General features: G+C 37.9%; 9 protein-coding genes. 1 reads left to right on the top strand and 8 read right to left on the bottom strand.

Annotated features, from left to right (window positions below; all coding sequences use genetic code 11):
* Positions 1–12 precede the first annotated feature (12 nt).
* Complete coding sequence (gene porZ / locus AABB81_RS13080; RefSeq protein WP_342161001.1) at positions 13–2367, bottom strand: type IX secretion system anionic LPS delivery protein PorZ; 2355 nt, start codon at positions 2365–2367, stop codon at positions 13–15.
* A gap of 130 nt (positions 2368–2497) precedes the next feature.
* Here porZ and AABB81_RS13075 point away from each other — a divergent pair, with 130 nt between their 5' ends.
* Positions 2498–2839, top strand: a complete 342-nt coding sequence (locus tag AABB81_RS13075) for a hypothetical protein (protein ID WP_342161000.1) — start codon at positions 2498–2500, stop codon at positions 2837–2839.
* Here AABB81_RS13075 and AABB81_RS13070 read toward each other — a convergent pair.
* From AABB81_RS13070 to AABB81_RS13040, 7 genes are all read right to left on the bottom strand, one after another.
* Positions 2836–5808: an OmpA family protein gene (locus AABB81_RS13070; RefSeq protein WP_342160999.1), complete on the bottom strand. Its 2973-nt coding sequence runs from the start codon at positions 5806–5808 to the stop codon at positions 2836–2838. The two genes, AABB81_RS13075 and AABB81_RS13070, sit on opposite strands and share 4 nt — an antisense overlap.
* 247 nt (positions 5809–6055) lie before the next feature.
* Positions 6056–6652: an OmpH/Skp family outer membrane protein gene (locus AABB81_RS13065; protein ID WP_342160998.1), complete on the bottom strand. Its 597-nt coding sequence runs from the start codon at positions 6650–6652 to the stop codon at positions 6056–6058.
* 241 nt (positions 6653–6893) lie between these two features.
* Complete coding sequence (locus tag AABB81_RS13060) at positions 6894–7790, bottom strand: class I SAM-dependent methyltransferase (protein ID WP_342160997.1); 897 nt, start codon at positions 7788–7790, stop codon at positions 6894–6896.
* 24 nt (positions 7791–7814) lie between these two features.
* Complete coding sequence (gene mnmG, locus AABB81_RS13055) at positions 7815–9689, bottom strand: tRNA uridine-5-carboxymethylaminomethyl(34) synthesis enzyme MnmG (RefSeq protein ID WP_342160996.1); 1875 nt, start codon at positions 9687–9689, stop codon at positions 7815–7817.
* A gap of 33 nt (positions 9690–9722) precedes the next feature.
* Positions 9723–10136, bottom strand: a complete 414-nt coding sequence (gene ybeY / locus AABB81_RS13050) for an rRNA maturation RNase YbeY (protein ID WP_342160995.1) — start codon at positions 10134–10136, stop codon at positions 9723–9725.
* A 6-nt stretch (positions 10137–10142) separates the two neighbouring features.
* Entirely contained in the window at positions 10143–13433 is a 3291-nt protein-coding gene (locus AABB81_RS13045; RefSeq protein ID WP_342160994.1) for a DUF4175 family protein, read from the bottom strand.
* Between the two features lie 39 nt (positions 13434–13472).
* On the bottom strand, positions 13473–14159 hold the full coding sequence (locus AABB81_RS13040; protein WP_342160993.1) for an SGNH/GDSL hydrolase family protein: 687 nt from the start codon (positions 14157–14159) through the stop codon (positions 13473–13475).
* Positions 14160–14255: the final 96 nt, after the last annotated feature.

Raw genomic sequence — 14255 nt, 5'->3', positions numbered from 1 at the left:
TTTTCTAAGAAATTAATTGATGATTGCAATCTTGGTGGAAGATGTTTCTGATTTGTCAGGGCTTGTCAACAGCACTATATAAACCCCCGAGGCCACTTTTCGGCCTCTCAGGTTGGTCTTTTCCCATATTACTTTTCCTCCTCTAAGCTCCTGACCAATATCAACATTTGTTTCGTAAACCAACCTGCCCGAAATATCCAGGATCTTCACATTTGTTCCTTTAGGCAAGTGAGCCCCGTTTCTGCCGTCTATAGTGACGTAGTCATGCTCTTTTTTTGCGGGATTTGGAAAAGCGTATACTTCGTCAAGGGATTCCCCAAAAGGGGCCACTTCACTGTTAAAGGCCACAATTCCTTTATCTGTGGCAAAATAAACTTTTCCGGTGCTATTGTCGATTTTTATCTTTAAAACACTATTCGAAGGAAGAGGGGAATTGTCTTTATTAAAATTATACAAGGTTTCACTGCCGGATGGATTCGTACCCAGCACCCCTCCGGTATCTGTTCCAAACCACTTGTTCTCGGCACCATCAATAGCTATTGAGTTGACCGGCTGGTCGCCCAGTAATTTTTTAGGTATGCCATTGTCTTCTATAATAACCGGCGCGGCATCGTAGATATCAGCCTCAAAAACGCCGTCCGCTCCCGAAAATACCACAAGCCCTTTTTGGGTACCAATCCATATCCTGTTATTGCGGTCCACAGCCAGGGCCCTTACATTTAAATCAGGCAAGGAACCTTTTGTTGCTTCAGTGATCAGGGCTCTCTTTCTATCCCCGGATTCGTTATAAACCAAAGCTCCATTCCTTCTTGATCCTATCCAAATGCTTCCCGATTTATCAATAGCCAGTTCTGACAGGCCAAAAGCTGTGTTGGTAAAAACAGAGCTCAGATCAAATCCTGACCAGTTACCATTGCTGTCTAGTTTTTTTAATTTCTTTGGAACCCAGGAGTTTGTAATCCAAAAATTACCTCTGTTGTCAAATGCTGCTCCATTAATCCTGATACTCGATTCAGGGTCGCCACCCTGATAAAGGTCTTCCAGCCCACTGTTGCTGTCGTCCCACAGAATAGACGGAACATCATTTTCAACAACAAGCATTCCGCTTCCCCATGAGCTGAGATAGGCCTTGTTTTCATCGTCAGGATCAAGTGCAATATGCACAAGGTCCTGAGCCGGAAAATTCTGATCGTATCCCCTGTTTGTCCAGGCGGATGAAGCCATCGTCGATCCGTTGTAATGTGAATATCCCAATCTCTTACCGAGTGGATCATAAGAAAGGTTATACCCTCCGTATACCACCCAAAGATTGTTATTAGAAGCTTCAATGGAAAACACCTTATTTGAAGAAGGCCCTTCCGGGTGAATTTCCTGATAGTCAGTGTTGGTAACCGATGCTTTTAAAACTCCAAACCTTTTTGTGGCTAAAAAGACCTGATCAGCTTCTGCAAACGAACTGTTCAATTGAAAATTATAATCAGGGCTTGAAACCGCCTCGTGAATAAGGGTCAAATCCTTATCCAAAATCAACGCAGATTTATTTAGTGTTACAGACATCAAATCTTCAGAAGACCTCAGTTTTAGAATAGTTCTGTTAAAATTTCTTCGTTGTCTTAAATCATCTATTCCGGTCAATTGATATAAAATGCTTGAGTTACAGGTAAAAATTTGACCGGATAATATTGAAATAGAACGAAAATTACCCCTTAGGTTTCCCTCGGGTTGCAACCAGTTGTTATAATCAATTAAATTAGGGTCATTTATATCAGCAGAATAAATTCCCTTTTGGGTAACCGCATAAATAGTTTCATTGTCAATTAGAGTCTCGTTGACAAAAACCGCATTAGAATTTTCATCTATATAAAAAGTATCCCCATAATTAAGGTTATTGATATCGTATGCTACTATGCCAAATGGTGTTGACAAATACAAAATACCATTGTGTTCGGTAATGTGGTTGATCTGTTTTTGTCCGGTAATGTCTAATCTTTCTATATCATTTGCGACCGTGATTTTACCTGTTTCATCTATTATTTCAAGCAGTCCTGTCTGGTAACCAATAACCAAGCGCTTTGTGGTTTCACTAAAATAAAGGCTTGTCGTTTCCTTACCTGACAATCCATGCACAGATGATATTTTTTCCATATAACCTGTTTGCTGATCATAAATAAATGCAGCATTGTCTGCAATGGCATAGATTCTATTATCCTTGCTTATAAAATCTTTGATATTGTTGTATGAAAAAAAATCTTCCCATGCGCTGCTAAAATCGGTTTGAGATAGCAAGGGTAGTGAAAGGGCAAATAAGAACAGCGTAGTGAAAAGGTCTTTTTTTACCGAAAGCAACATAAAATTGATTTTGATCAAAGATATTTATTTCCCTGAAAAAATATGCTTTTAATAAAGCTATTCGGATTATTTTTGAATACTCCAGAAAATACAGATCATGAACCAACCATTCGCTATTTCTTTAATCATATCTTATCTAACCTTATGTATGGGGTATTCAGTTATAGAAAAAATAATTCAATGGCAAAATAGCCTGGATTATTACACAAAGCATTTCAAAAAAAGTTTTCTAAAAAATCACGTCAAGGGAGCCATCATTATTGTGATCCTTATGGAAACAGCCTGCGTAGGCTTAAATATTACCGGATTATACCTGCTGCTAAACGGAGGTAGTAAAATGTTCGCTATTTGGGGTCTTTTAGCAATTTCAATGACATTGATCGTGCTGATGACCGGACAAAGAATAGCCCAGGATTTCTCCGGGGCTATGAATATTACGGTATATTTTATTCTTACCGTGTTTGGTTTATTTGTCTTGGAAAACTTCTAAAAAGAATTTTCAAGATTTAATTTAGTCACTGTCATTAACTCTCCTTCAAGAAATACTTTAACAGGATAAACTCCCTTCTGAAAGTTATTACCTCTTCTTTGAATGAACATGGTAACGTCTACATCGTGATTGTTGTAATTGATGATGGCATGATCGGTATATTTTGATTCTGTATCAGCATCTTTTGGGGTAAATATTCCCTTCGCCTCTTCAACCTGCCCATCAGGATTCTGTAAAACCAAATGTGCTTCCTTACGTCCTGAATTCACTTTTTCGTTGCTCTTCAATTTGAACGTTACTTTTATAAGATCGGTTTTACTTGCACTATTTGTTTTTTGGTATTTACCATTCCCATTTTTCTTCATGGCCGTGATCTCAACATTGTCAACACTTAAGTTCTCCTCCATTTCCACAACCTTTGGTTTGGGTTTGTCAGCTTCTGCAACCATATTCTGTTCGGCTTTCTTAGGAGCATGAGCCATTTGTCTTTCTTCTCTTGTCATTGAACCTGAAACTGTTCTTCTGCTATTAGTGACCATTAGATCCCTATACCTTTTCTTAAAATGCAGGACATTGTTCTTATATTCTATTATGTTCGACCAGCCTGTCTCCTCAAGCTCCCTGGCGTTTGCAATAATATCTGCAATTCTGCCCTTTTCTACTTTCAACGAATCAGAAAGTTTTGGGTAAAGTGGAATGGCTTCATCATATTGCTTTTCCAGATCCGACAACTGATCCATCATTTTCACTTTTTCAGTTCCAATATAATTGAGCACCTTGTTGCTTTCAGGATTGGTGGCAACGATGGTTGAATTATAATTGATAATTACAGCCTCCTTAACTTCCTTATTATCTGTTTTTTCTTTTTCTTCTGAAGCAACTACTTCTTCCTGCTTCTCTTCAATTTTCCCGCTATTTTCCTCTTTTAATTCAGGCTTATTTTCAGCAATTTCCTTTGTGTCTACTTGTTTTTCTATAACTTCTTCTTCCAATGCAACTGCAGGAGTTTCAATTTCCTTTGTGTCTACTTGTTTTTCTATAACTTTTTCTTCCAATGCAATTGCAGGAGTTTCAATTTCTTCCTTTTCTACCTGAACAACAGGCGTACTTTTCACACTGTTTTTATATATTACAGGGGCACTTATTTGATGATCCGTGGCGGCAACCTTGACGGTCTCAATCCTGGCACTTTCTAAACTTAGCTTCTTTTGAAGAGGAGCCGGTTTTGTTCCTTCATCAACTTTTACAACACTCGGCACTTCCTTAACTTCACTTAATGATACCTCAGCTACAGCTTCTGTTTCTTTGGCGTCTTTAGGCTTTGTTATAACAGGCGCCACCGTTTTCTTTGTTTGCACGGCCACCTTCGTTTTTGAGGATCCCGATTTCTTTTTACTGGGAACCGCGGCCGGAACATTCGCAAAGTTAAATTCAGTCCTTCTGTTCATTTGATGTGACTCTTCTTTACATTCAACACCATTCACACACTGATTAATCAACTTCTCTTCTCCATAACCTTTGGATTTTATTCTGCTTTCATCAATACCTTTTGACTTCAAGTATTCAACTGCTGCTTTTGCACGTCTTTTTGAAAGCTCTACATTATAGGCGTTTGTTCCACGTGAATCAGTAAAGGACGAAGCTTCAATTATAAGGTTCTCATTCTGAGACATGATTTCTGCAATCTTATCCATTTCTTCTGCAGCTTCCTCAGTAATGTTGGCATCATCAAATTCATAATAAATTGGAGATAACCTTTCTACTGCAGGAGCTTTTTTCATCACCTTCGTTAGGTTTAAATTCGTGTGCAATGCAGAATGATAGTTTTCTTCAAGAATCTCTATTCGCTTTTTGTCGTCCAGATAATTAGGGTTTGAAGCAACTAACTGGTATTCCTTGGCACAGGATACTGTGAACTGATATGTACCATCATTATAAGTGGATACTGATTCAAGTAAACTTCCGTCAATAGAGTACAGGTCAACTGTAGCTCCTGAGATAGATTCTAAAGATTCTTTGTCTCTTACTTTTCCATCAACTGTTATAAAACATTCGCCTGGTCGATAATCTTCTTCAAGCGTAAAAGAATAAAGGTCATTGAATCCATCACCCTGCAAACGATTGGATGTAAAGAATCCAAGGTTGTTATCCTTATTAACGATATAGGCAAAGTCATCATTGATACTGTTTATAGGTGCTGCCAATTCGTATGGTTCAGATGTGGCATTATCATATACCTCAACGGCGTAAACATCAAGTTTACCTTGACCTTCACGACCATCAGATGAAAAATATAAAATGTTGTCTTCTGTAATAAATGGCGTAGTTTCATTGCCTTTTGTATTTACCAGTGAACCCAGGTTCCGTGGTTGGCTATAATTTCCATCTCCTAATATATCAACTACGAAAATATCAGTATTCCCTTTTGAGGGAAGCCTGTCTGAAACAAAATACAATTTCTTGCCATCAGGGCTTAAAACAGGATAACCTGTTGAGGAATTCTTCTTGTTAAAAGGTAGCTTCTTAATATTGGTCCAGCTTCCGTCTGATGCAACATCAGCCTTATAAAGAAGTAATCTTTTGTTCTTTGGCAGGTTTTGCTTTTTTAATTTCTTCTTGTATTTGTTCCTGCTGAAGTAAACTGTTTTTCCATCCGTAGAATAGGTAACGCCAGTTTGATTCACTTTTTTATTGATGTCTTTACTAACCCTTTTTACATTTTTGATTTCTCCATCAAAATTAATATCTCCTGCATACAGATCCTTTCTTGGGTTGTAATTTTTATTGGCCGTAGTCACTTTGTGATCGGCTGAAGTAAAAATCAATTTATTCTCGTCTAAAATGGCTACACCATAATCAGAGTTCTTTTTATTTACTTCTAAAAATTTGATTTGGTATTTACCAGTTGATTGTCCCGTGGCTTGTAAAACCCAAGCAAGAAAAAAAATTAATATGAATCCCCTTTTCATAATTTGTAACTTATAATTGTTTGTATTTCAAATATTTAATATCCAATTTTAAACTGTTAATTAAATAAAACTCGTTTCTAACAGGCGCGTTTTTAAAATTGGCTACTTATCAACAGTGTGTTAATAACGCAGAAAAGAAGATAAAATTATATAGTACCAAAATATTTTTTGCCGGCTAAAGGCAGTCTTAGGAATAAAAAAAAGCCCCGCTAGGCGAGGCTTTAAATTTACTTGAACCAGGTATTTATTAATTCACTGGTGTTGATTCTTCTGTTGCTGGGGTTTCTTCTACCGGTACTTCCTCAGTTGTTGGTGTTTCTTCTGCAGGTGCTTCTTCTTCGAAATCAGCATTAAGAGCTTCAATCACCTCATCAGTAATATTGAGTGACTCTTTTCCGTACAAAACACTTTTTGTTTGCATCGATGATCCAAGGATGTAGGTATAGCCATTTGATTGACCATAGTCGGCTAAAAATGTTTCAATATCACTATTGATCTTTTCATACATTCTTTGTCCTTCAGCCTGCACCTGTTGTTGGGCCATTTGCTGGCGCTGCTGAAACATTTGTTGTTCCTGCCTCAACTCTGCCTCTTTCTTTTGGCGATCTGATGCCGAAAGCTTATCCATGTTTTGTTGATACTCCTGGATCTTTTGCTGTAACGGAGAAGCCATCTGATCTAATTGCTGGCTAATAAGCTGCGATTGCTCTTTCATTTCTTCTTCGGCCTTTATAGCTCCTTCATACTCTTTCAATATTTCTTCGACATCAACATAGGCAATCTTTACCTGGGTGCAAGATGTTAGTAACATCATCAAAGAAAATACTATTGCTACTTTTTTCATTATGATTTAATTTTGATTTAGTGTGGCAAATGTAAAATAATGAATTGATTAATAATCAAAAACTTTTTAAATATTCCACCTTACAATAACCATAAGGGTTATTTATTAAAATTATGAACCTATAAGTATGGCTTATGGAATTTGAGCTAATCAGACGTAATTTCCAAGCTCTTTGGTGAATTCAGCATATATGTGAACCTTAATCATATGAAATGCGCTTAAAAACGCTTAAAACAATAATTTATCGTTTTTTAATCAAATAGATCAGCGACGAGTACTGTCCCGTGTTTCTTGCCTTTATGTTTGAGATCAAACCCGTTTTAATTCCGGCAAGGATATTTGACCTGCCTGTTTTATATTTTTCTGACAAAAGACTTACATAAAAAGAATCAAAGATCAATGGACTGGTCTTGACCACTTCAAAACCTCCTTGTCCAAAAACATGCCTGATCGCCCTTTCGCTAAAATGCCATAAGTGCCTTGGCACATCATAGGCTGCCCAAAATTCTTTATAATGAAGAGCGTCATGACTTTTGAAATTGGGTACCGCAACAATCAAATGACCATCCTTGCTCAACAGGCTTTTCAATGTTTCAATATATTCCATCAAATTAGGAACGTGCTCAAGTACGTGCCACATGGTGATCACATCATACGTGTTATTTGTATCGAGACTGCTCAGGTCGCTTACGATACGTTCTGAAGAAATCACTTTACTTCTTGCCAGCGCTATTGCCTTTTGACTGGGTTCAACACCAAAAATATCCCAACCGTCTTTTTCGCAAACAGATAACAAATCACCAGTCCCGCATCCAATATCTAAAATCTTTCCTTTCTTATTCGATAAACTGTTGATCAATTTTAATTTTCGTTTCAGGGAATAACCTTTGATCAACTGATAGGCTTTATCCATCAATGAACGTTTCGAATCGGTGTGGGAAATATATGATTCACTTTCATAATACGATGGCAGCTCAGTAGCTGAAGGGCGAGGCAGGGTAACAAGAAGATCAGTCTCCGGATCTAGAAATAATGAAAAGGTTTCACGTGAAACACTGTGGTCAACACAGCTAAGAAAAGGTTGTAAAAGCTCTTTGTTTTTATACGGTTCCTTGGCCGCATTTTCCACTTGCTTCATATTAACAGGTTATTATTAGAATCTTTAGCGGCCCATATAAACCAGAAGTACCGAAACGTCACTTGGGGAAACCCCTGAAATTCTGCTTGCCTGGGATATTGTGGAAGGTTGAATTTTAGACAGCTTCTCCCTGGCTTCAAATGATATAGAATGAATCTTTTTATAGTCAAAATTAACCGGGATCTTTATATTCTCTAAACGCTGTAATTTATCTGCGGAATTCTTTTCCTTTTCTATATACCCCGAATACTTAACATGTACCTCTGCTTGCTCCAAAACTTCCCTGTCGATCTTGTTTGCCAGGATAAAATCCTCAACCTTTGGAAAGCGCCTTATATCATCAAAATCAAGTTGGGGCCTGGAAGCTATTTTAAACATCTTCATCGACTGGTTTACAGCAGCCGATTTCTTTTCTTTTAAGATTGGATTGACGTCTTCAGGCCTTACGCTTGTGTCCTTCAAAAACTTGATAAACAGATCTGTTTTCTTTTGCTTTTCCTCTACCCGATCCATTCGCTCCCTGGAAGCTAATCCTATTGCGTATGATCTTGGAGTTAATCTAAGATCCGCATTATCCTGTCTTAACAAGGTTCTGTATTCGGCTCTTGACGTGAACATTCGATATGGCTCCTCCGTTCCCTTTGTGATGAGATCATCGATAAGCACGCCTATATAAGCTTCATCTCTTTGTAGGATAAAAGGACCATCACCCCTTACTTTTAAGGCAGCATTGATTCCTGCCATTAAACCCTGAGCTGCTGCTTCCTCATAACCGGTAGTACCATTAATTTGACCGGCGAAATACAGGTTCTTCACTAACTTGGTTTCTAAAGTCAGCTGCAATTGAGTCGGTGGAAAATAATCGTATTCAATAGCATATCCAAATCTTAAAAATTTTACATTTTCAAATCCCGCAACTTTCTTTAAAGCTTTGTATTGCACTTCGTGTGGCAGGGATGTTGAAAATCCATTTACATAAATCTCAGTGGTATGCCAACCCTCAGGCTCAACAAATAACTGATGTCTGTCTTTGGTTGAGAACCTGTCTATCTTATCTTCTATAGACGGACAGTATCTGGGTCCTATCCCCTTAATCCTACCCGTATACATCGGTGAATTCTCAAAGCCTTCTCGCAATAAATCATGAACCTCAGGAGAAGTGTAAGACATATAGCAAGATCGCTGCTTTGTTAAACTCTTTGTGTTTGTATAAGAAAATTTAGAGGTCACATCATCTCCCGGCTGTTCAATCATTTTAGAAAAATCAAGCGAACGGGCATCTACCCTTGGTGGGGTCCCTGTTTTCATTCTCCCGGCCTCAAAGCCTTTGGAAACCAAATCTTCTGTAATCCCTGTAGACGCTCCTTCACCAGCTCTACCTCCGCCAAAGGTCTTTTCACCGATATGTATTTTACCATTCAAAAAAGTACCGGCAGTTACGATTACAGTTTTTGCATAAATTCTCAAACCAAGCTGGGTTTTTACCCCCACTACCTGATCTCCTTCAAACAGCAGTCCGTTTACAGAATCCTGGAACATATCAAGGTTATCCGTTTGCTCCAACCTCATACGCCACTCTTCTGCAAATCTCATACGATCACTCTGAGCCCTGGGGCTCCACATAGCAGGCCCTTTGGATTTGTTCAGCATTTTAAACTGTATCGCTGTTAAATCAGTAACAATACCGCTATAACCTCCCAAAGCATCTATCTCACGAACAATCTGCCCTTTTGCAATTCCGCCCATTGCAGGATTACAACTCATCTGTGCAATGTTCTGTAAGCTCATGGTGATAAGTAAGGTGTGACTTCCCAGGTTGGCAGCTGCGGCCGCAGCCTCACTACCTGCATGGCCACCGCCAACAACGATTACATCATATTTTGATTCGAACAACTTCATAGTAATTGTTTCACGTGAAACATTTAAGCCTTATTAAAAAGTTCGCAAAGATAGGTAATAATCCTCTTTCGACCGCATCATCGTTTTGTCTTCCTCTTCTTTGTCATTGTATCCGCAATAATGCAATATACCATGAATCATTACCCTGTGCAATTCATCCTTAAAGGTAACAGACAGATTGCCTGCATTTTCTCTCACCCGTTCATAGGAAATATAAATGTCGCCGGATACAACTGTACCTATGGTATAATCAAAACTAATAATATCTGTTAATGTATTGTGTTTCAATGTTTTAATATTGATTTCATGTAAATAATCATCATCACAAAAAATATAATTGATTTCACCGAGATCCTTTCCTTCTTCATCAAGGACGAAATGAACCCAATCCACAATTTTATCCTGATCATCAAGTTGAAACTTTCCAACAAATGTAAACTCTATCATTTTCGTTTAAGATTTATCCTGCTCAAAATATTCTTTAACTCTGTTTTTATAATCAGGTGAGAGTTCCAATCTCTTCCGTTTCAATAATTCATCTTCCCTTCCTGACTTCTTCAATTCATTCAATGCATCAATATCCCTAACCTGTTGCTCCTGCTTATTAGTCTCTGCCTTTCTTTTACTGTCTTTGTTTCTTTCAAGTGTTGCGTTTTCCATTTCCAGTAACTCGTGCTCCAATTGCTGCATTCGTTGCAATGACTCTCTGGTTATACCTTTTTCAAGTAAAATTTTTTCCAACGCTTCCATTTGACTCAGTACCGATTTACCGTTCTGTCCACCTTGACCTTCCCGGTCTAGAAGTTTCTGCATCTGGTCCTTTAACATCCTTTGTTCCTGGTACATTTGGAATTGCTCACCACTCATGGCCTCCTTGCCCTTTTTACCAGGACCCTTTTGTGCATCCATTCCTTCCTTCATTTTCTTCATCATCCCCTGCTGCTTTTTAATAACATCCGGTAGACTTAACTCCCCTTTTTTACCCTTGCCTTTTCCTGATCCGGGTTTTTGATTTTGCATACTCTCAAGCATATCACTTAAAAGATCCGCTAGTTTGTTGGCAGCGGTCATGGTATATTGCTGATTACTCATGCCTTGTTGAATTCTGTTTTCTGTGATATTTTCCAACGATTTATCCAAATTGTAATGCACTGCACTAAGGTCCTCCTGTATTTTTGAAGTCAATTTAACCATCCTTAAAGAAAGTGCATAAAGACTGTCATCTACATGCTCAAAATGTTCTTTAAGCTTTATTTGGTTTTTTAGCTTTTCGGGATAATCGGCATTTTTTGAACTTACATCCTCAAAAGAAAGCATCAATTCTTCCTGATCCAATGAAAAAATCAACAGGTTTTTCAGTACTTGCTGTAAATCCTTAATATTCTCTTCTAAACCCTGCATCTCCATTTCCATCAACCCTGATTCCATTTTTTTGCTAAGTTCCTTCATTCTCGCAGATGCCCTTCTTTGCTGCTCTTTTGCTTTTTTTTCAGTATCCTCTTTTGAATTTCCTTCCTGCTGCTCGCTTTTTTCCAATGATTCCCGGGCCTGCTTCATATCCATCTCAATCAATTTTTCGTCAGGCTCGCTGTCAAATATATCCATGGGGTTCTTCAATTGCTCGTTCTGTTCACGGAGATCTTTAAAGTCATTCTTCAAGGAATCAAACTTACGATTCAACTTTTCTTGCTCATCCCTGGAATTATTTTCCTCGGTACTCAAATCCAACTGCTCCTCAGAAAGCTCTTCCAGCCTTTTCATGATCTGTGCCGACTTCTTCTCCACATAAAATTGTTTGGTCAATTCCAGTATACGTTCCAGCGTTCTCTTTTCCTGCTTACTTTGCTCTTTTAGTTTGTCGATTTTTTCTAAAAGATCTTCTTTTTGAAGTTTTTCAGCTAATTTTTCCAGTTCCCTTATCAACGCTTCTTTTTCCTTGTAGTCAGCCATCTCATCCAAACGCTTCTTTAGTTCTTCTTTTTTATCTTTGAGATCCGGTTGATCCTCTACGTCCATTTCATCCAGGTTCTCCTTCATCATTTCGGCATTCTTATCCATCATCTCATCATATGCCTTTTGTCTTTTTAAAAAGTCATCCAGTTCTTTCTTGTCATTCCAGTCAGCCTGTTCTTTATTCTTTAGCTTTTTTGAAAACTCTTCCAATAATTTTTCCAATTGCTCATTAGATTCCTTAGACTTCTCCATCTCTTCCATCCCATGTTTTTGTTCCTCAAGAATTTCAAATTCTTCTTCTTGGAGGGTTTTATTCCTGTAACTGAAGGTCTGGGAAACGGTTTTCTTGGGACCTTTTAAAACATCGTTATCAAATACTTCAAAATAAAGTTCATAACTATGTCCTTCTTCCAAAAGAATCCCTTGAGGAAACACGTAGAAAAATTCTTCAAAATCACTTCGTTCAACAGGTATAGCTCCAATACTTAATTTTCCGCTGGTCTTATCTTTCGCTACAACCTGTAACCTTGACACGCCATAATCATCAGTTAGCTGACCGCGGAACTGGACCGGGCCCCTCTTTACTGAATCAATATCAGATTGCACAAATATTTTGGGATATTCATCATTAACAACTTCTAATTGATAACTTAAAGTTTCATATTCTTTTAAATAATCATTAGAAGAACGGATTTCATAAGAAGTTTTTCTTTCGATGTTTTTTGTAAGTGAAAACCGGCCGCTTATAACTTCTGTCATTTTTTCAATTCTTTCTGGATTCGCTCCGCTTCGATCTGTTATGGCAAAATCCAAAGATGACGTATTGCTTGAAGAAACCAGCCACCTTACCTCGGTACCGACCGGAATCACCGCATTGCCCGTGTTGCTTATTGTGTCGGTTGGTTTGTTCAAATAAGAAGGGTATTTCAACTCCATACTAAAGCCGGTGATCTTAGGAGCGGCAAGAACTTTTAATACGTAGGGTTTCGAACGGACAGCATTTCCTTCCATATAAAATTGAATCTCCTTTTCTGGGAATTCAAAGGTATAAGACAAAATCCCGTCTTCCCCTGGTGAAATATAGTAGCTGTTGCCCTCATAAGAAATTCGGATATTTTCAGGAACAAGCTCTCCAATAGTTCTAAATTTTAATATATATGACTCATCCTGAATGGTTTGTAAATTATCATTTAGAACTTCAAAATAAAAAGGTGCCGGCGCTTCAAAGGCTGTCTGATGATGAACGACTCTATTCAAACTTTGCGTAAAAACAGAATTGTTTCCTGTAATCCATACGAGAAACCAAATGACCAAAGGAACAAGTAAATATTTGAGGTACACAGCGTTGCTTTTAAAAACAATGGCCCTTTTAAAACTGACAGGTTGCAGCTCTCTTGATTTTTGCTCAATACTCGCTTCTAGCAATTCGTTGCCGACACCCCTTGATTTTAACTGAATAATGTTGGTCAATTTATCATCTACTTCTTTAAAATGCCTTCCAATGATCCTGGAAGCTTCCGTTTCGGAAATTCCCTTTCTGATCCCAAACAATTTAAACACGGGAATTAAGATAAATCGAAATAATAATATGAATTCAATAGCAACAAACAACCAAAACAAAATGGTTCTTGACAAGGGCTCCAACCAAAGAAAATATTCAACGATAAGTGTAAAAAATAAATACAGCATCCCAAAGGCCAAAAAGAAGATACTGCCCTTGATGATCTCATTTGTGTAAAACTTCTTTATGAAGCCCTGTAACTTATCGTGTATGTGTTTATAGTGACTCAAATCTAATTTCTAAAATTACAATTAACCTAATGTGTCCAGCTAATCATTGAGTGCCTTTTTAATTGCCTCCTCAGCCAATCCTTTCATGATCATATACCCTTCTTTGGTAGGGTGAACACCATCATCTGCCAGTTCTGTTGGCAATCCATTGCGCTCATCAGCCATGGCAGTAAAATAATCAAGATAAATAAGGCCATTATTTTCGGCATAATCCTTTAACATCGCATTTAGCTTTGGAATCTTAATATTAGGTTCGAGGCCGGGCCTCCAATGATAATCATATGCCGGCAAAACAGAGCTGATTATTACTTTAATATCGTTAGCCATTGCCAATTCAGACATAGAAATAATGTTATCCCTGATCTCTTCAAGTGTCATCGGGCCGGTATTTCCAGCAATGTCATTGGTTCCGGCAAGGATAACAACTGCTTTTGGTTTTAAGTCAATCACATCAGCCCGAAAACGCAACAACATTTGCGGCGTGGTCTGCCCTCCGATACCCCTGTTGATATAACTTGGTTTCTCAAAATATTCAGGGTCTTTATTCGGCCAGCCCTCAGTAATGGAATTTCCCATAAACACTACCCGCTGCTCCCCTTTCGCAGGTGCACCCAAATTCTTATTTTGTTTTCTAAATCTATTCAATTCCGGCCAGTCTTGTGCATTCATACTCAGATTCAAACTGATCAACAGAAATAAGAGTAAAATGCATTTTAAATATTTCATTTTGTAATTCGTGTTTCTATGTAAAAATACAATTATAAATTTTATCTCATAGATCCATTAAAAGATTATAACCCATTATCTTTGCGGCATAATTTG

Origin of the sequence: Lutimonas vermicola, from assembly GCF_038433205.1 — a bacterium.
Lineage (GTDB): Bacteria > Bacteroidota > Bacteroidia > Flavobacteriales > Flavobacteriaceae > Lutimonas > Lutimonas vermicola.
The sequence above is the reverse complement of the archived record's forward strand: the minus strand, read 5'-3'. Positions and strand labels throughout refer to the sequence as shown.